Here is a 19,607-nt window from a genome sequence, read left to right as displayed (position 1 = left end):
TCAGATAATAAAAATAATGGTGGCGTATGTATCGAGTAATGCGTTACATCGGCCTCACAGTGTCTTGGCTCGTATTGTGGCGAGTTGCTGTGGTACTGGAGTTCGCTCCTCATGCAAGTATTTGGTTTCCACCCGCGGGTTTATCGTTTGCCGCATTGCTTGTATTGGGGTGGCGGGCGGTCGGCCCTATCGCGGTTGCTGGCTTTGTCAGCACCGCATGGATTACCGACATTTATAGTGAACCACTGACGTGGATGACCTGGCTCACCAGCAGTGTGCTATTTGTAGGCGCACACACCTTGCCACTGGGTGTCGGTGCCTATTTTGTAAAATGCGCGCACATTAATAACGGTGTGATTGGTTTTCCTCGCACTGTACTGACTTTCCTCGTTGTATCAGCGATAAGTTCTCTGCTTACCTCGCTCTTGGGTATTATAGCGTTGACTGAAGGCGGGCTGATGTCCGAGCCGGAACAGTGGTTATCCTGGCTACCGTGGTGGATAGGTGATATGGCCGGGGTGATGGTATTAGCCCCCGTATTTATCGCCGTTTTATCATGGCGCTACCCGAGCATTAATGAGCATTTGGGTGAGCTCAACTTTAGCCTAAAATCGGTTAAATGGCGGGTGTTTTTTGGGCGGCTGTGCTTGGTTGTTGTGTTGCTGGGCTTATCAGTGTTCTTGGTCTACCAAACACAACGTCTAGAAGCTTCATTTACAGTATTTTTTATTGTCTTACCGTTTCTTTGGATCGCTACTACGGCAAGTCCGCTCACCAGTGTTTTTATTCTGGCGTTATTTAGCGGCGTGATGGCGCTGCTGGTGGCGCAGTTGCAGCTGCAAGACTTTGCACTGGTGTATCAGTTTGCTATGACAATAACTGCTGCCTGCGTCTGGTTTGCGCTATCGATACCGACGTTAATCGCGCAAAATGCAAACTTAGCGGCACGTGTAGCACGTGATGGATTGACTCATGCGGCTTCACGCGGTTACTTTTTACAACGGTTGGAAAAGCGGTTGCGTTCGAACGAAGCAAACTCTCCGTGTTGCTTGATTATTTTCGACTTTGACCACTTTAAACAGATTAACGATGTGTATGGCCATATTATTGGTGATCATGTTTTGGTTAGTGTCACCAATTACATCAACCAACAGCTACGGGAAAATGATATGATGGGGCGCTTTGGTGGTGACGAGTTCATGATTATGTTACCCGATACCGATTTTTCGGACGCGCAAGCTATCGCTAAGCGTCTGTGCGCAGGTATTGAACGGCTCCGAATTGATGGTTTGAGTGATTCGGTTTCCTGTAGTTTTGGTGTGGTGTATTGCCAACCGAAAGAACAAGCCATGTCGGCTATCGGTAGAGCGGATAGGGCATTGTTGAATGCTAAAAAGCAAGGGCGTTGTCAGGTTGTCGCATGTGTTGCATGAAAAAACATGATCAGTGATGACTTCTGATGATTTGCAGATTAACAGCTAGCCATAACAATGCTATGGTCTTTAAATATTAGTTAATAAAAGTAGTCTGAGGAAACGCCAAGGTGAGAGACTGTAAGTTACTCGAACAATTGATGCTCGCTATGGAGAGCTCATCGTTGTGTGTTCGAGTAAATGCACAAGGACAAATTGTCTGGATAAGCGAAATGCTAAAGCAATTGGACACTCAGCAAGCGTTCTCAACAGGCATGCCATTGAGCAAATTGTTGCATGCCGATATGCGGGGACAATTGCTTGACCAATTTGACTACAGTGTTGCCCAACAGAGTCATTGGCAAGGCACCATTAAGCTGAGTTTGGGGAATCGCCGTCCTGATTGGTTCAAAGCAATTTATGTTCCGCTTTACGATGATGAGCAATGTCTGCAAGAACAGATTTTGATGTTGCAGGATATATCCCGCGAAGTCTTTCTTGACGAACTCCTGAATGAAACACGGTTTGATCACACCACAGGGTTGCCGACGCGGGTTGATTTGATTGCTGATATTAAGCGCGTCAATACACAAACGGTTGCCATTATTGATATTCGTAAGTTTCGCAGTTATGCCGACTTTTACGGGCTTGAGTTTGGTGATCGTCTATTATTAAATTTCAGCGAATCCTGTAAGGCGTTCTTTTACCCCCGACATATTAATATGTACCGACTGTACGGTGATAAGTTTGCATTGTTGCCATCATTCAGAATGGTGCCTGCATTGTTTGAGCAACAGTTACAGCGGTTTTATGCTCACATTATTGATCATCACATTGAAGTTAACGGTGCTAATGTGGCACTGGACATAGCAATAGGGATGGGCGTTGGTAAAGCCAAGCTGCTGCAGTTAGCAGAGAGTGCGCTAGCTCGAGCTAAAACGGTGTTTTCAGGTCAGCGTATACATGTTGTAAATGAGCGCGAGTTTTCTGCGAGTAATTCGATTAACTGGTTACCAAAAATCCAATCTGCGATTAAAAATAACCGTTTTATTAATTATTACCAACCGATCCGCAGTAGCAATGGGCAACGTCCTGATTACTTCGAAGCGCTTGTTCGCATGCGAGATGGTGACAAAGACATTCCACCAGGCTTTTTTCTCGATAAGGCAAAGACTACTCGATACTATCCAGAGATTACACGGCGCGTGGTGGAACAGGCCGTCGTGCATTCGGCCGAGTATGATGTGCAAATATCAGTTAATGTATCGATTGAAGATATTTTGAATTCTGAGACCGTTGCTTTTATCTCTGACCAGCTCGAAGCTTACCCACAATCGCGATTAATTTTCGAAATAACCGAGACAGAATCGACTGAAGATTTTTCAATGGTCGATGAGTTTACTCGGCGCGTGCGGTCGCTTGGAGCAGAAATTGCGATCGATGATTTTGGTGTGGGATACTCTAATTTTTCACGGCTGATTCAGTTGCGACCCGATTACCTCAAAATTGACGGCAGTATTATTAAAAATATCCTTGAGGATGCCAGTAGCGCCAGTATCTTAAACGGTATGATTAGTATTTGTCGCGAGCTTAAAATACCCATGGTGGCGGAATTTGTCGAAACCGAACAAGTAAACGGGTATTTGACTGAGCAGCAAATTGAATTCTTACAGGGCTACTACATTGGTCGCCCATCCCCTGATATTATCAAGTTGAATTAGCGCGACACTACATGCCGCGCTAATATGCGTTTAGCTTCTTTTTGTGCAGTACTACTTTTTTTGATTCGATGTAATGTATCTCTTGCTACAGGGCGGTATTCATCGATATCGACTATCGGTAATGGATAATCTTCGCCAAGCTGAAAGTCGTACATCTGTGCTTCCATAGCCGTCATCAGATAGGGAGCCTGTTTAAGCGCTAACGGTAACGCGGCAAGTTCAGGTACCCAGCGATCAATAAACTGGCCCGTCGGATCTTTTTCGATAGCCTGCTTCTCCGGATTGTACATCCGAATCGTATTAGTCCCGATAACCCCTGCCTGCATTTGAATCTGTGGGTAATGAATGCCCGGTTCAAAATCCAGGAAGAGCGCCGCTAAGTGAGTCGTTGCATGCTGCCAATGAATATGAAGGTAGTGACATAAAAAACTGACCAACAGCGCCCGCATCCGAAAGTTGATATAACCTGTCTGGGTGAGGCAACGCATCGCGGCATCCACCATAGGGTAGCCTGTTTGTCCTTTCTTCCAGGCGTTAAGATGCAGTTCAACCTGAGCATCAGAACGATAGGGGTAATCTATGTATGCCCGATTCAATGGCACCTGTTGCATCGCCGTCTCTGATTCAAACTTTTGGATAAAATGGCAGTGCCAGTGTAGGCGCGATAAAAACGCATTCATTGGACGTTTCCAGCCACTTTCTTGACGCTTTTTAACGGCGGCTTGATAACACTCTCTTAGGCTAAGATTGCCCCAAGCTAAATAAGCAGATAGCCGGCTGCAGTGTTGTTCGGCTCGCAAGGGTTGAGATATGCTGTAATGATATGCCTGTCCGCGGTCAGCTAAAAAGCTCGCTAAGGTTACTTGTGCAGCACTGGGGCCACCGTACTGAAACGCAGAGTGGCGTTCAAACCAGGGTTTGGGCAGTGTGCGATAGTCTACGCTGGCGGCAGCAACCGGTTGAATACGGCTTAAGTCCGACGTGCTTAGCGGCGCTTTCATCACTTTATACCAATGTGCTTGCCATTGTTTACGGTGAGTCAAACCGCGCCGCACTGCGCCGGTCGGGTATTCGTGCCATGGGATATTGTTTGATGCACACCATTGGGCGACCTGTTTGTCACGCGCAAAGGTGTTGAGCAACCCAACCTCTTGATGGCTAAAAATTTCGGCGATGGTAAATTGCTGATGCCACGCCTGCAACTGCTCAACCGCGTCACCGTAAGTCACATAGATTTGCGTATTGTAGGGCTTGAGTGAGCGATTTATGTCTCGAATTGACTCAACGATGAAACGCCAATGACGCTCATCGTAATGCGGATCGGTGACTAACCAAGGCTCAAAGTTAAACCACAACAGTGTCGGGCGCCCTGACGCGATGGCATCCGCGAGCGGTTGGTGATCACTGAGCCGCAGGTCGCGTTTAAACCAAACGAGGTTAATCGTCATCAGCTTAACGGCCAGTCTGCGGCATCGGTAAAGTCAATTTGCGAAACGGCTTGGTCGCCATGCCAACGCTTAATAAACTCGCCATTTGGATCGTAGATCTGGGTTTGCTTTTCGAGATTAAAACGGCGCGAGCCGCGCGGATCAGCGCCAACGCCAGCGAGGTATTGCCAGTTTCCCCAATTCGACGCCACGTCATAGTCGAGCAATTGCTGTTCGAAGTACGCTGCACCGTATCGCCAATCCAGTTGTAGCTCGTGTATTAAGCAACTGGCAACAAGTTGCCTGCCACGATTCGACATATAGCCGGTTTGATTCAGCTGGTGCATACATGCATTGACAATGGGGTAGGGGGTTTTGCCTTTACACCAGGCAGCGAAGCGCTGTGGATAGAAGCTGGTCACGGGTTTTTTGTTCTGAATGCCGCTGAACTTAAATACGCGCTCTTGGTAGCATCGCAAATACCAGTAAAAATACTCTCGCCACATTAGCTCAAATACAATCCAATAGGTCGACTCATTGGCGCCATGGATCTGCTCGTAATCGCGAAGTGCATCGATGACTTGACGAGGGGAGAGATTGCCGATTGCCAACGCAGCGGAAAACTTGGTGGAGTCGGTAAAACTATCGAGTGCATTGCGTGTTTCTTTGTAGCTGCCAGCCGCGATCGACGCAAAGTAATCCGAAAGGTGTTGATGCGCAGCAAGTTCGCCACCTTTTAGATAGCCGCTCGGTTCGATAAATGGCGTCGCTTCTGTCGCAATGCTGCGTTTGGGCATTGGCGGCAGCGCTTTTAAATGCTTTTGAGCTTGCCCGTTCGGCAATGTCTCGGCGAGCGGTTCGAAGCATTTTCGAAACTGTGAGTAGGTGCTGGGCAAATTATCCAATGAGAAAGATAAATGCTGTTCGTTCAGCAATGTGTGATTGCTGACGCGCTCAAAATGGATGAAGGGAAAGCGCTTTGTTAAGGTTTGCCAGCGCCGCCGTTCATAGACTCCCGCATCATCGCTACTGTAAACCGCATCGACACCCAGCGTGCTGATGAGTGTGGAAATTTCGGTAGTCGGCTGCCCTTTGCGAATGATGAGTTGCTGGCCATATTGTTGCAACGACGCTGCTAAATCAGCGATCGACTGTTGTATAAAGCGCCACCGTTGCTGACTGATACCCTGGATACCATAGCGATTGCCTTTGAACCAACTCTCGTCGATGACAAAGCAACACACTAATTGTTGGCATTCTTGTGCTGCTTTAATCAGCGTTAAGTTGTCGGTGATCCGTAAATCGAGGTTAAACCAGATTAATCCTGTTGCGTGTTTTGCGGTCATGAATTGAACTTTACTTATGATATGACGTACTTTGGATATACGAAAAAAACAACAAATTGGACGTAGTCATGACTTCAGTAAAGACAAAATGGATATACTTGCTTGGGTTTGGTGGTTTAATCCCGTTTTTAGGTTTGTCACTTTCGAGTTTGATGGCAATTGAGTTACCCATGATCGGTGACCCTTTACCTGCTTTAGTCTCCTACGGGGCAGTGATTCTGAGTTTCTTATCGGGCATCTTATGGGGACGCGCGCTGCATCGCGCTGATACTGAGTCAACCCAAGGGTTAATCATAGCAAGTAATGTGTTTGCGTTATTAGCGTGGTTAACTTTATTGCTCAACACATTGTTTTGGTCACTGTTGCTGCAAATCGCTGGGTTTGCACTTGTGTTATTTTTCGAGCGTAAATTGGCGCGAGGGACCACCATGACGAACCAGTCTAGGTATTATCCGATGCGTTTAATGCTGACCGTCGGTGTTATTGTTTGTCAGATTCTGGTGCTTGGTAACCATATTATCTAACAAACAAAAAAGGGCTGCGTTTGCAGCCCTTTTCGTTATTGCCATGAAATTACTTGGTTTCGTTTAAAATAGTCACTTCACCTAAGTTCATCGCACGTACTTTCTCTTCGATAACATCAAGGTCACCAACGATAACCCATGTCAGCGCTTCGGTGCGCAACAAGTCCTTCGCTTCACCCTGAACTTGGTCAAGAGAAATAGACGAGACACGGCTCGGATACGCTTCTAAGTACTCAACTGTCTTACCTTTATTCAAGGTGTCAGTGAGGGCACTCATTAACGCGCTCTTGGTTTCGTATGCACCTGGCAACTTCGCCGTTTTATTGGCAATCACTTTCTTGAGCTCATCTGCAGTCGCTGGCTTATCGCCTTCGTACTGCGTGTACTCTTTTAGGATTTCCTCAATCGACTCAGTGGTCTTATCGATTTGTACAGGCGCTAACGCGATTAACAAGCCTGGTCCTTCAGAATCCAACCAGATTGAACGCGCACCGTATGACCAGCCTTTGTCCTCACGCAGGTTCATATTGAGACGGCTGGTAAATGAACCGCCCAAGATGGTGTTAGTCACATCGATCAAGTCGGCTTTTTCAGTGGTTCCCGAAGGAGCCAACTGACCAGCGATGATTAGTGATTGCGGTGTTCCCGGCTGATCGATTAAGAATACGCGCGACTCAGAACGTGGCGCTGGCGCATCCAGTTGTTTAGTCGGAACGGCAGTTGTTGGTGCTTGCCATTCGCTGAACGCCTTTTCTAGCATCGGTTTAATTTCAGCTTCGGTGGTGTCACCCACAATCACCAATTTTGCATTATCAGGACGTAACCAAGTGTCTACGTAGGCGACCAAGTCATCACGCGTGAGCGCTTTGATTGAGTCAATGGTGCCTGAACCCGTCAGCGGCTGACTGTAAGCGTGATTTTCGTCAAACATTAAGCCCGGTAATACGCGGAGTGCTTGAGACTGCGGGCGTGCTTGTTCCTTGCGGATATCTTCTATCCAATTCGCGCGCTTGCGTTCAATCTCTTCGTCGGCAAACGTTGGGCGCTGTAATACTTCTTCCATTAAGTTAAGACTTTCACCCAAGTTCACTGTCAGTGTGTCTAACGAAATTGTCGAGGTATCCAGACCTGCGCGAGTTGACAGTTGAGTACCTAAACTTTCTAAACGTGCTGCAAGTTCCATCGAAGAATAGTTCTCAGTGCCTTCATTGAGCATATCCATAGCAAAACTTGCTGTGCCAGATTTGTTGCCCGCATCGGCGGCGTAACCGGCATCAAAGGTCAATGACAACTCAACAGTCGGTGTATCATGACGCTCTGCTAAATAGACTTCGAGGCCATTTGATAAGGTGAACTGCTGAAGCTCAGGAAGTTCAAGCTGTGGTAAGTCGCCTACATCCGGTAATTGACTGCGGTCACTCATACTTTCGCCAGCGGCGTAGTCAGGTTGTGGCTCGACGAATAAGGTAAAGTCGCCATCGCTCAACCACTCATTGGCGGTGGTTTTAATATCTGCAGTCGAGGCGCCTTCAATCCAGTCCATCTCTTGTGCGTAGAACCCTGGGTTACCATGGTAAACGGCACCCGAAGCAAGAATGTCAGATTTGCCACCAAATCCGCCTACTTTTTCAGCCTGACGCACAAATGCCGCCATGGTAGAAAAACGGGTACGGTTGAGTTCTTCTTGCGTAGGTCCCTCAGTTAATAGTTTATTAAGCTCTTCATTGATGATCGACTCAATACGCTCTAGCTCAACGCCTTGTTTGGCATCTGCCATGACCATGAACTGTCCAGCGACATCACGGGCATACTGGAAGCTGGTTACGCTAGTCGCGATTTGCTCATCGTAAACGAGACGTTGGTATAAACGCGAGTTTTTGCCGCCAGCAAGAATATCGGACAATAATGACAGATACTCGGAGGCCTCGGTTCCCATCGGTGGGGTGTTCCAGACTTTATAGATGCGTGATGACGGTACGTTATCTTCCATCACCGCACGTTTGCTTTCGCTACGCTTTGCGATCCACTGCTCGGTTTTCTTAATGGGTTTGCCAGGCGCGATGTCACCAAAATACTTTTGCATCTTTTGTTTGGCGGTTTCGACATCAATATCACCAGCGAGCACAACCACAGCGTTGGCGGCACCATAGTAATCTTTAAACCATTGGTGTACGTCGTCCAAGCTCGCCGCGTTGAGATCTTCCATTGAACCAATTACTGACCATGAATACGGGTGACCTTCAGGGAACGTTTGTTCGGCAAGGTAGCCCCATACACGACCGTAGGGTTGTGCTTCACCTTGACGCTTTTCGTTCTGCACGACGCCACGTTGTTCATCGAGCTTGTCTTGTGTAACTGCGCCAAGCAGATGACCCATGCGGTCGGATTCCATCCACAACGCCATATCAAGCGCCGGGGTGGGTACATTCTCAAAGTAGTTGGTGCGGTCGTTGTTGGTTGTACCGTTCATTTCGGTTGCGCCGGCACGTTCGAACGGCCCGAAATATTCGTCATCGTAGTTTTCGGTACCGTTAAACATTAAGTGCTCGAATAAATGCGCGAAGCCTGTCTTGCCTTCTTTCTCATCTTTTGAACCGACGGAGTACCACACGTTTACCGCCACGATAGGGGCTTTACGGTCCTCGTGGACAACAACAGTCAGCCCGTTATCGAGGGTGAATGTTTCGTAATTGATATCAACTTGAGGTAGGTTTTTTTGTTGTACAGCAACTGTTTGCGTGTTCTCACGTTCGGCTGAGGTTGCCTGACAACCGCCTAACAGGACAGATGCCACTGCCACCGCTGTGAGTGTTTTTACCATTTTCATGTTGTGTAATCCTAATTGTTGTAAGTTACGCTGCTATATTAAACAGCCGTGCAGTAAGTATGTAGCCTTTAATGTTTAAAAATTGTAACTAAATTAGACAGAATCGATTTTCATGCAAGGGTTTTAATTAGCCGTGGAATCAAGGATAATTGCGCGCGGTCAAAGAGGTTACAAGGAAATGACAGGGTTGTGAGTAAAACGACAGTTATTGCTATAGCAGGGGCTTCAGCCTCGGGTAAAAGTCTTTTTGCATCGACAGTTTATCAAGAACTGGTTGCAGAGTTAGGAAGTGACGGCATCGCTATTTTAGCCGAGGACGCCTATTACAGAGACCAAAGCCATATGACGATGGAGCAGCGCGTGTTGACGAACTATGATCAACCGTCTGCATTTGAACATGATTTGCTCAAGCAGCATATTCGCGATCTGCGCGATGGTAAAGCCGTCGAAATGCCGCAATACAGTCATACCACTCATACGCGATTGCCTGAGAGTATTCCTGTAGCCCCCGCGAAAGTCATTATGGTTGAAGGTATCTTATTGCTGACTGACCCGTCGCTGCGGGAACAGTTTGATATCTCTGTATTTATGGATACACCACTTGATGTGTGTTTACTGCGACGGATCAAGCGCGATATTGAAGAGCGTGGTCGCAACTTGCAGTCAGTCACAGAACAGTATGAGAAATATGTTCGTCCGGCCTTCTTCGACCATATATTCCCTTCCAAGCAGTATGCTGATCTCGTAGTAACCCGAGGCGGGCGAAATGAAATTGCGATTGATATAATAAAAACAAAAATACGCCAGCTACTCGCTGAATAACCTACGGTCCTTTATGAATAGTTTACTTGGCATTGCCGTCATTTTTTTCGTTGCGTTTTTACTGTCTACTAACCGCAAAGCCATTCGATGGCGAACAGTGATTGGCGCGTTCTCTATCCAGCTATTACTGGCGTGTTTCGTTCTTTATGTGCCCGTGGGTAGGGAAATGCTGTTTGGTTTCGCGCAGGGTGTATCGACTGTTATTGGCTACACGAATGCGGGCATTGACTTCTTGTTTGGCTCGCTCGCCAGCGAGGACTTTGGTTTTGTGTTTGCCATACAAGTATTGAGCGTTATTGTCTTCTTCTCGTCTTTAATCTCTGTGTTGTATTACCTCGGTATTATGAAATGGGTGATAAAGATCCTCGGCGGTGGTTTGCAGCGCTTGTTAAAGACCAGTCGACCTGAATCGATGTCGGCGGCAGCAAACATCTTTGTTGGCCAGACCGAGGCACCGATGATGGTGCGCCCATTTATTGGCACGATGACGCGCTCTGAGTTATTTGCCGTCATGGTAGGGGGCATGTCCTCAGTATCGGGTTCGGTCCTTGCAGGTTACGCGGGTGTAGGTGTAGAACTCAAATATCTGATTGCGGCAAGTTTTATGGCGGCTCCGGCAGGCTTTTTAATGGCCAAGATGATGATCCCGGAAACCGAAAAGCCGCGCAACGATTTAACCGAAGTTGAGGTCGATGATCAATCAGCTAATGTGATTGATGCAGCAGCGACGGGGGCTTCGAGTGGTTTACAGCTCGCGATGAATGTCGGTGCTATGTTATTGGCGTTTGTTGCGTTAATTGCGCTTGTTAACGGCCTATTTGGTTGGGTTGGTGGTTGGTTTGGTTATCCTGAGCTGACGCTACAAGAAATTTTTGGTTACGTGTTTCAGCCCGTTGCGTACGTACTTGGCGTAAGCTGGGACGAGGCGCAAATGGCGGGTAGCTTTATCGGACAAAAGCTGGTTATCAATGAGTTTGTCGCTTACCTTGATTTTGTAAACTACAAAGATCAGCTGAGCGAACACTCGCAAGTGATTATTACTTTTGTACTGTGCGGGTTTGCGAACTTCTCGTCAATCGCGATTTTGCTTGGCGGACTAGGGGGCATGGCTCCGAGCCGACGTCACGATATCGCACGTTTAGGTATGCGAGCGCTGCTTGCTGCGACGTTAGCGAATATGATGAGTGCTGCGATTGCAGGCTTCTTTGTGGGGTTGAGTTAAATAAACTGCAGACAGCTTATTAAAAAGCCGGCTTTAATGCCGGCTTTTTTGTTTCGCGCGTGGGGCATCTGTTAACTACGGTCGCGTATCATGCCTTCTTGAATCGTTGACGCAACTAAAGTGCCTTCTCGATTAAATAATTGTCCTCGTACTAGCCCTCGTGCGCCGCTGGCTGATGGGCTGTCGATAGCGTATAACAACCAGTCATCCATACGGAAGTCGCGATGGAACCACATGGCATGGTCGATGGTCGCCACTTGCATTTTAGGTTGTGCAAAGCTCTTGCCGTGCGGCTGTAATGCGGTGGGAAGAAAATTAAAGTCTGATGCATAGGCCAGTAGATACTTGTGTACGCGTGGGTCATCCGGCATTGCACCATTCGCGCGCAGCCACACGTAACGCTTGGGCTCGTCTTTTTCTGGCTTAAATGGGTTGTACGAGGTGACAAAGCGCATCTCGATCGGTTTCTCGCTGATGAATTTATTGCGCAATGGTGCTGGAATCAGTTGCTCGTGCTCACGGTAAATATCGATATCCGACACCAGCCCCTCAGGACCAGGTACATCCGGCATGGTATCTTGGTGCTCAAAGCCTTCTTCATGCTGTTGGAACGATGCCGTCATATAGAAAATGGCTTTACCGTGCTGAATCGCCTTGACTCGACGAGTCGAGACACTGTTACCGTCTCGGATAACCTCAACATCATAAACGATAGGTTTTTTAGCATCGCCTGGACGCAAAAAGTAACTGTGAAACGAGTGACAAAGACGCTCTGGCGGCAGTGTTTCTTTTGCCGCGGATAGGGCTTGACCGATGACCTGTCCACCAAATACAGCACCAAAACCGAGATCTTGGCTGTTACCACGGTATAAACCTTGCTCAATTGTTTCTAAACGAAGTAAATCAAGGAGGTTATCCAATACTTGGCTCATTGCCTATTTCCTTTGTTTATGATTAATATCAATGCAGTTAGTTTAACGAAATGATCTGATTTAGTCTTTAATCACTAGTTATATAGACACAATTATTCGTAAAAATAGATGGTTATGGACAAAATTTAAGCGCATGTTGGTAGCCCTTTACAGCGCAATATGTTTGCATAAAACAAAAGGCTATGGTCGAACATAGCTACTTTGACTATATTAATAAAAACCTATCAGCTTAACTAACGCAAGAGCGAACGGGAGAGTACTATGTCAGGCAAAGACAGTCTGAATACGTTAAGTACATTGGATGTTAATGGTAACTCGTATGAATATTACAGCTTACCTAAAGCAGCCAAGGAGCTGGGCAATATCGATAAATTGCCCGCATCGATGAAAGTACTGCTAGAAAACTTACTTCGTAACGAAGACGGCGACACCGTCACTCGTGACGACTTATCTGCAATGGCAGACTGGTTAAAAGAACGCAAAATTGATCGTGAGATTCAGTACCGTCCTGCGCGTGTATTGATGCAGGATTTCACCGGTGTGCCCGGTATTGTGGATTTAGCAGCGATGCGCGATGCCGTGAGCAACGCGGGTCAAAACCCTGACCTTATTAATCCGTTATCACCTGTCGATTTGGTGATTGACCACTCGGTGATGGTTGATAAATATGCGTCACCGCAAGCGTTTAAAGAAAACGTGCGGATTGAAATGGAACGCAACAAAGAGCGTTACGAGTTCCTCCGTTGGGGTCAAAAAGCATTTGAAAACTTCCGCGTAGTGCCACCAGGGACAGGTATCTGTCACCAGGTTAACCTCGAGTACTTAGGCAAAAGCGTTTGGACCAAAGAAGAAAATGGTAAGACGTTCGCCTATCCAGATACCCTAGTGGGGACCGATTCACACACCACCATGATTAACGCACTTGGCGTCTTAGGCTGGGGTGTTGGCGGTATCGAAGCTGAAGCCGCGATGCTCGGACAGCCGGTCTCAATGCTGATTCCTGAGGTGGTTGGTTTCCGTATGACGGGCAAACTGAACGAGGGTGTAACGGCAACAGACTTAGTGTTGACCGTGACACAAATGCTGCGCGAGAAAGGCGTTGTTGGTAAATTCGTTGAGTTTTATGGTCCAGGTTTGGATAACTTGCCGCTGGCGGATCGTGCAACCATTTCGAACATGTCGCCAGAATACGGTGCGACTTGTGGCTTCTTCCCAGTGGATGAAGAAACTATCAACTACATGCGTTTGTCAGGACGTGATGAAGAGACCTTGGCGCTGGTTGAAGCGTATTGTAAAGAGCAAGGTCTGTGGCGTACAAACGATAACGAACCAGAATTTACGGATACCCTTGAGCTCGATTTAAGTGAAGTACGTGCATCACTTGCTGGACCTAAGCGTCCTCAAGATCGAGTAAACATGGAGCAATTGGGTAGTAATTTCGACCTCATCTTGGAGACCAATGGTAAAGCCAACGAGAAAGACAAATCTGTACCTGTAAAAGGACAAGATTTCGAGCTTTCTCACGGTGATGTGGTGATTGCTGCGATTACATCCTGTACCAACACCTCAAACCCAAGTGTGTTGATGGCGGCTGGTCTGCTTGCCAAGAAAGCCGTTGAAAAAGGCTTGATTCGTCAGCCTTGGGTCAAATCTTCATTTGCGCCTGGCTCTAAGGTAGTCACCGATTACTTAGCGAAAGCAGGCCTAACACCTTATCTTGACGAACTCGGCTTCCACCTTGTTGGTTATGGTTGTACCACCTGTATCGGTAACTCGGGTCCACTAGATGATGAGATCAGCGATGCGATTAACGAAGGTGATTTGACAGTATCGTCAGTGCTATCGGGTAACCGTAACTTTGAAGGCCGCGTGCACCCTGATGTGAAAGCCAACTGGCTTGCGTCGCCACCCTTAGTTGTCGCTTACGCACTCGCGGGTACAACGCGTACGGACTTAAGCAAAGACCCACTGGGTAAAGATAAAGACGGCAATGATGTCATGTTAAAAGACATTTGGCCAAGCAGCTCTGAAATCGCTGAAGCCGTTAAAACCGTCGACAACGAAATGTTCCGCAAGGAATATGGCGAAGTCTTTAAAGGTGATGAAGAGTGGCGTTCGATTAAAGTGGCTGAGGGTAAAACCTACGATTGGCAGGATGATTCAACTTATGTGAAGAATCCACCGTTCTTTGATGACATTAATGAGCCGTTGGCTGATCCAAGTGACATCGAAGATGCCAATGTGCTTGCGGTGTTTGCTGACTCGATCACCACTGACCATATTTCGCCAGCAGGCTCGATCAAGCCTGACTCACCTGCGGGTCATTACTTGCAAGAGAACGGTGTTGAGGTAAAAGACTTTAACTCGTTTGGTTCGCGTCGTGGTAACCATGAAGTGATGATGCGCGGTACCTTTGGTAACATCCGAATCAAGAACCAAATGTTGGATGATGTAGAGGGTGGATTCACCAAGTACATCCCAACCGGTGAGCAAATGTCGATTTATGATGCCGCGATGAAGTACATCGAAAACGACACGCCATTGGTTGTCTTGGCAGGTAAAGAGTACGGTACCGGGTCAAGCCGTGACTGGGCTGCTAAAGGTACACGTCTACTTGGCGTCAAAGCGGTTATTGCTGAAAGCTACGAGCGTATTCACCGTTCGAACTTGATTGGTATGGGTGTATTACCTTTACAATTTGAGGACGGCCAAGGCGTTGAAGCTCATGGTTTGACAGGTGATGAGACTATCTCTGTTAAAGGTCTCAATAAAGACCTCAAGCCTGGGCAAATGCTTGATGTCGTGGCTAAAGGCAAAGATGGCAAGGAAGTTAAATTCCAAGCTAAGTGCCGCATTGATACTTCAAACGAAATGAAGTACTACAAAAGTGGCGGTATCTTGCACTACGTATTACGTCAAATGCTCGAAAGTAAATAAGCTATTAGAGCGATTAAAAAAAGCCGCCCGCATCAACATGCGGGCGGCTTTTTTATTAGACCGAATCAGTTAGATATTCAGTGCTCGACCCCCATCGACCTTAATCGATTCGCCTGTAAGAAATGGGTTATCGCGCAGAAATTTCACCGTCTCAATCATGGGCTGTAGCCCACCTTCAACATTAAGTGGCGTTTCTGACATCACTTTCTTGCGGTGCTCATCATCGTGATCGGGTAAAAATAAAATAGGGCCCGGTTGAATCGCATTAACACGTATCTTAGGTGCCAGCGTTTTAGCGAAGCCTTGCGTCATATTGGCGAGTGCTGCTTTAGCACCACAGTAAGCGATATAGTGGGGGGAGGGGCTATCGGTGTAGATATCGGTAATGTTAACTATCAGCGGGTTATCACTGTGTTCGAGTAACGGTGCGAGCCCGGTAATCAGCAGATAGGGTGCGACCGCGTGAACATTGTAAACTGCCGTGAGTGCATCCTTATCATTGTCAACGCGATGGTTGTCGAAAAAGCAGGAAGCGTTGTTAACTAACATATCGAGCACTTCAGTCTTTTGTTTAATGTGCTCAACCAACGTTTGAACGGCTGACGGGTCATTGAAGTCAGCCTGCAACGGAATTGCACCACGCTGCTCAAGTGCTTCGACACCTTGTTTGGAACTATTGTAGTGGGCGAATACTTGATAACCCTCGTCGATCAAATGGTTGGCGAGTTCATAGCCAAAGCGGCGACCCGCGCCTGTAATAAGAACACTCTTTGCCATGGTTTATCCTTGTGTTAGTTCGCTCGCGATATCTTGTAAATAAGTAGGTACTTCGGGATGCTCATCGACAGGACCGAGGATATCGATATCAATCGTGCGGTCTTTGATACTTCGGTTTGGATCGTTACGGTCACGACCTAATTGCTCCTCAATCGCGTTAAAACGCTGTTTTAACTGTGTTGCCGTGAGTGATGTTTCGATGGTGAATAACGCATTAAGAAAGGGATGCGGTGTATCAATATCGACAGGGCGAGTGAGGATGTCGCGTGTAAAGGTTAATTCATCAGAGACTTGATGAAGGTAATGCTTAGCGCGAGAAAAGTGGAGCTCTGGTTCGATGTTTGACCCCAAACTACATAAATACTTCATAGATTAACTTTGTCGTTGATTACATTGAATTAGTATACGCAATTCAAAACTAATTGGTTTGTACAACCGTATCGGATTTTATTGTTTTTCGCGAATTGTTAAAAAATTATAGACCGATTCTCCTCGTTCAACGAGTTAAGTTGAAAACCCCGAGAACCGCTGATAGGCTGAATTTTGTGTCAAAGATAATAAGAACTCATCATATGACGAGCTTTCAGGTGTGGCTGAAAGGCTATAACAAAACGCTGTTTGCGTTGTTATGTATATTGACGTCCTGTTCGATAGCAGCGCAGGAGCAAACCACTGTGCGCTTGTCTGGACCACAAACCGAAGTGCGCGCGGGTTACTTTGTCATTGAGTTTGAGCACGTACCTGCGGCGTTGCGTCCTCTATATCTCCAAGTCAGTACCTCTAATTCGTTCGATACCATTGTACAAACGGTGCCCGTGATGGGCGATTTTGAACAGGTTACACTGACGGGGTTCGAGTCGGGTCACTATTTTATTCGCGCTACACATGAAGATACGGTTGTCAGCGAAACGGCTATCAACGTCACCGTCTCACACTATCCCGTTTGGCAAGCGCTGACGTTGTTCTGTATAGGCGCCTTGCTGTTTTTGCTGTTGCTTATCACGCTCATTAGCGGACACAAGAAGGCGGTGAATAATGACTGAATTTGCATTGGATACGCATACGGCGTTGTTCATTATTATCGGCTTTGCATTGGCATGGATCGCGTTTGGTGTCTGGCTGGGGCGTAAGAATAAATCCCATGAAGATTTTGCGTTAGCAGGTCGCAATGTGGGTTATGCGTTTGCAGCGGCAACAGCCATGGCGACCTGGGTCACCAGTAATACCACATTGGTCGCCCCTCAGTTAACTTACCAACTGGGCGTTTGGGGCATGGTGGGTTACTCATTTGCTGCGCTCGGTCTTTTGCTGTTTGCGCCGATGGCAAAACGTATCAAACAGTTGCTACCGCAAGGATACACATCAGGTGACTTTATCCGCTTACGCTACGGACGATTTGCATGGGGCGTATTCATAGTGATCTCCGTGGTGTACGCATTTGGTTGGTTAGTCAGCCTCGGTATGGCCGGTGGGATTTTACTCGAAGCACTGAGTGGTTTGGATTACTACATTGGCATGACAATTATTTTGGCCATGTGTGTTGGCTATACGCTGTTTGGCGGACTGCGTGCAGTTATTGCAACCGATTTTCTGCAAGCGCTGATTATCATTATTGGCGTAGCCGTTATCGCGTACTGGTTGATCGATAACGTTGGATTAACCAGTATACATACGGAACTGAGCCAAGCGCACCCGCAGTTACTGGATTTACTGTTTCCTGCGGCGGTGATGTTCTTGTTCAATAATATATTTTTTGGTTTGGGTGAGATATTTCACTCGAATGTATGGTGGTCGCGTGCGCTGTCTTTTCGAAAAGACGTCGCTTACAAGGCTTATATCACCGGTGGTCTGCTATGGTTACCTATTCCGATTGTAACGGGCTTCATTGCACTCGCCGCGCCACAGCTCGGAATATTCCCAGCGTCTGCCGACATGATAGGACCGGCTGTCGCCTCTTCTGTATTGGGTAAAGCGGGTGCCATCGTCGTATTTATTGTCGTATTTTCTGCCTTAGCATCGAGTCTCGACTCGTTATTGGCGGCGTCTTCTGATCTGGTGACACAGGATATTTATCATAAATTAATCAAGAAAAAGGCGACTGATCAGCAACTCATGCGCTTTAATCGGTATTGCTTGTTGGGCTTAGGCTTTATGACGTGGTTGTTGTGTCTTCCCCGTATAGCGACATTAGGCGCATTACTGAATTTTGCCGGAGCATTTGTCGCCAGCACCATATGGCCAATTGTCATAGGGCTTTATTGGCGGCGCTTGCAAGGCACGTTTGCAGGGCTAGCCATGGCCGCCGGTACGATAGCAGGACTGATTGCTTACTTTTGGATTGGATTTTACGTTGCAGCACTGGTGTCCTGTGCTGTGTCCGGACTGATTTGCGCAGCGGGCGTTGTATTTAACAAACGCCAATTCTCGTGGCATGAATTGCAGGAGAGCCGACAATGATGATTTCAGAAACCGCACTTTATCTGTTGGTGACAGGTGCTTTGCTACTCACTGTGCTGGCGCCTATTGTGCTTATCGGTCTGTTTTTAAAAGATTATTTTTCTAAATCAATATGGTAACTGTATGAATATAAAGGATGTTTCCTTTGAACGGGACAGACCTGATGTGTGCGGTGATGCGCACCCTAAAGCGTTGTTGAGAGCGATTCAAGAGGATGGTGATTATCTACTGAAACTCGCTAATCAGCACATCGTTTCGTCGGATCAGTTTACACAAAATGGCATGTTGCAGTTGTTTCGACTGGCCGCAAAATATGAAGCAAACCCACGACGATTCAGTACCTCGTTGCAGGGCAAAATTCTTATCTCGGCTTTTTACGAGCCCAGTACACGGACCAGACTCTCTTTTGAGAGTGCTTGGCACCGCTTAGGTGGCGACATCATGTCGATAACCGATCGCTCCACTACGGGAATTGCGAAAGGCGAGTGTCTTGCTGATGTCGCTGAAATGTTTAATAACTACGGCGACTGTGTGGTGCTTAGGGACAACAATGAATCCTCGTTAGAGGAGATGATTGACTCGCTCCGGATACCCATTATTAATGCGGGTAACGGGTGTGATGAGCACCCGACGCAGGCATTAGCGGATCTTTACGCGCTATTTAAGTGGAAGCCAGAACTGACGACTGCGGACGCCAAGCAACATGCGGTGAGTGTAGGCATTATCGGTGTCCCCAATAAAATGCGTACCGTCAGAAGTTTAATCAAAAGCTTGCTGAAGTTTCCAGATGCCGTCAAAGAGTTGGTTATCATTCATGACGAATCCGTCGCCGATCAGCTTTTTGCCGAACAGCAACGGGAGCAAATTGAGCAAGCGGGTATCCGCGTGCGTACCTCAACAGACCTCAATGCAACGCTACCCGATATCGATGTGGTGTATATCAATGCGATATCTTGGGAAGGCGAAACGTTTAATACCTATGGGAAATCATTCAGTCTCGATGCGCAATCTCCATTGAAGAAAGATGCGATCATATTGCATCCTTTGGCGAGAGGACCCGAACTGGCAACGGATCTCGATCACACGCCGCATAATTGGTATTTCAGCCAAGCCCGCGGGGCGGTGTTTTTAAGAATGGCGTTACTCACGTGTATGGTTCAACGCGCTGAGCGCGTTATCGATGTCGTATAACACAAGGAAAAA

Annotated in this window: 16 protein-coding genes; 10 read left to right on the top strand and 6 right to left on the bottom strand. The window is 47.2% G+C overall.

The genetic code is table 11. The annotated features are described in order from the left end of the window. The first annotated feature begins 26 nt into the window (after nucleotides 1-26). On the top strand, nucleotides 27-1,433 hold the full coding sequence (locus DFP83_RS04305; RefSeq protein ID WP_110573508.1) for a sensor domain-containing diguanylate cyclase: 1,407 nt from the start codon (nucleotides 27-29) through the stop codon (nucleotides 1,431-1,433). A 110-nt stretch (nucleotides 1,434-1,543) separates the two neighbouring features. Continuing rightward, the gene (locus DFP83_RS04300) at nucleotides 1,544-3,133 is read left to right on the top strand and encodes an EAL domain-containing protein (RefSeq protein ID WP_110573506.1); all 1,590 of its coding nucleotides are present in this window, start codon (nucleotides 1,544-1,546) and stop codon (nucleotides 3,131-3,133) included. Here the strand turns inward: DFP83_RS04300 and DFP83_RS04295 are convergent. Next, nucleotides 3,130-4,581, bottom strand: coding sequence for an FAD-binding domain-containing protein (locus DFP83_RS04295; RefSeq protein WP_110573505.1), 1,452 nt, complete (start codon nucleotides 4,579-4,581; stop codon nucleotides 3,130-3,132). The two genes, DFP83_RS04300 and DFP83_RS04295, sit on opposite strands and share 4 nt — an antisense overlap. Further along, entirely contained in the window at nucleotides 4,581-5,906 is a 1,326-nt protein-coding gene (locus DFP83_RS04290) for a DASH family cryptochrome (protein WP_110573503.1), read from the bottom strand. Before DFP83_RS04290 ends, DFP83_RS04295 begins: the two co-directional genes overlap by 1 nt. Nucleotides 5,907-5,974: 68 nt before the next feature. Here DFP83_RS04290 and DFP83_RS04285 point away from each other — a divergent pair, with 68 nt between their 5' ends. Continuing rightward, nucleotides 5,975-6,430: a DUF3429 domain-containing protein gene (locus DFP83_RS04285; protein WP_110573500.1), complete on the top strand. Its 456-nt coding sequence runs from the start codon at nucleotides 5,975-5,977 to the stop codon at nucleotides 6,428-6,430. Between the two features lie 49 nt (nucleotides 6,431-6,479). Here the strand turns inward: DFP83_RS04285 and DFP83_RS04280 are convergent, their stop codons facing one another. After that, nucleotides 6,480-9,257 carry a M16 family metallopeptidase gene (locus DFP83_RS04280; RefSeq protein ID WP_110573499.1) on the bottom strand — a complete coding sequence of 926 codons (2,778 nt, stop codon included), beginning with the start codon at nucleotides 9,255-9,257 and terminating at the stop codon, nucleotides 6,480-6,482. A 189-nt stretch (nucleotides 9,258-9,446) separates the two neighbouring features. On the opposite strand from DFP83_RS04280, the gene udk reads away from it, so the two are divergent. After that, entirely contained in the window at nucleotides 9,447-10,079 is a 633-nt protein-coding gene (udk, locus tag DFP83_RS04275) for a uridine kinase (RefSeq protein ID WP_110573497.1), read from the top strand. Nucleotides 10,080-10,092: 13 nt separating this feature from the next. Next, nucleotides 10,093-11,301 carry a NupC/NupG family nucleoside CNT transporter gene (locus DFP83_RS04270; RefSeq protein WP_110573495.1) on the top strand — a complete coding sequence of 403 codons (1,209 nt, stop codon included), beginning with the start codon at nucleotides 10,093-10,095 and terminating at the stop codon, nucleotides 11,299-11,301. Nucleotides 11,302-11,372: 71 nt separating this feature from the next. Here the strand turns inward: DFP83_RS04270 and tesB are convergent, their stop codons facing one another. Beyond that, a complete protein-coding gene (gene tesB / locus DFP83_RS04265; protein ID WP_110573493.1) occupies nucleotides 11,373-12,233 on the bottom strand; it encodes an acyl-CoA thioesterase II in 861 nt (286 codons plus the stop codon). A 261-nt stretch (nucleotides 12,234-12,494) separates the two neighbouring features. Between tesB and acnA the strand changes: the two genes are divergently transcribed. Beyond that, the gene (acnA, locus tag DFP83_RS04260; RefSeq protein WP_110573492.1) at nucleotides 12,495-15,170 is read left to right on the top strand and encodes an aconitate hydratase AcnA; all 2,676 of its coding nucleotides are present in this window, start codon (nucleotides 12,495-12,497) and stop codon (nucleotides 15,168-15,170) included. Between the two features lie 69 nt (nucleotides 15,171-15,239). Here the strand turns inward: acnA and DFP83_RS04255 are convergent, their stop codons facing one another. Both DFP83_RS04255 and folK read right to left on the bottom strand, forming a co-directional pair. Continuing rightward, nucleotides 15,240-15,947, bottom strand: a complete 708-nt coding sequence (locus DFP83_RS04255) for an SDR family NAD(P)-dependent oxidoreductase (protein WP_110573490.1) — start codon at nucleotides 15,945-15,947, stop codon at nucleotides 15,240-15,242. 3 nt (nucleotides 15,948-15,950) lie between these two features. Further along, complete coding sequence (gene folK, locus DFP83_RS04250; protein WP_110573488.1) at nucleotides 15,951-16,316, bottom strand: 2-amino-4-hydroxy-6-hydroxymethyldihydropteridine diphosphokinase; 366 nt, start codon at nucleotides 16,314-16,316, stop codon at nucleotides 15,951-15,953. A 203-nt stretch (nucleotides 16,317-16,519) separates the two neighbouring features. On the opposite strand from folK, the gene DFP83_RS04245 reads away from it, so the two are divergent. From DFP83_RS04245 to DFP83_RS04235, 4 genes are read left to right on the top strand one after another with little or no spacing between them, the layout of a single operon-like run. Then, nucleotides 16,520-16,990 (top strand): hypothetical protein, encoded by a 471-nt coding sequence (locus tag DFP83_RS04245; protein ID WP_110573486.1) that lies wholly within the window; start codon nucleotides 16,520-16,522, stop codon nucleotides 16,988-16,990. Further along, nucleotides 16,983-18,404: a sodium:solute symporter family protein gene (locus DFP83_RS04240; RefSeq protein ID WP_110573484.1), complete on the top strand. Its 1,422-nt coding sequence runs from the start codon at nucleotides 16,983-16,985 to the stop codon at nucleotides 18,402-18,404. Before DFP83_RS04245 ends, DFP83_RS04240 begins: the two co-directional genes overlap by 8 nt. Beyond that, nucleotides 18,401-18,523 (top strand): hypothetical protein, encoded by a 123-nt coding sequence (locus tag DFP83_RS13720; protein ID WP_275540948.1) that lies wholly within the window; start codon nucleotides 18,401-18,403, stop codon nucleotides 18,521-18,523. Before DFP83_RS04240 ends, DFP83_RS13720 begins: the two co-directional genes overlap by 4 nt. Before the next feature lie 4 nt (nucleotides 18,524-18,527). After that, nucleotides 18,528-19,595 carry an aspartate/ornithine carbamoyltransferase family protein gene (locus DFP83_RS04235; protein WP_110573482.1) on the top strand — a complete coding sequence of 356 codons (1,068 nt, stop codon included), beginning with the start codon at nucleotides 18,528-18,530 and terminating at the stop codon, nucleotides 19,593-19,595. Nucleotides 19,596-19,607 lie beyond the last annotated feature (12 nt).

The organism is Idiomarina fontislapidosi (assembly GCF_003226255.1).
In the GTDB taxonomy this organism is placed as follows: domain Bacteria; phylum Pseudomonadota; class Gammaproteobacteria; order Enterobacterales; family Alteromonadaceae; genus Idiomarina; species Idiomarina fontislapidosi.
This window is presented reverse-complemented; position numbering and strand designations above follow the sequence as displayed.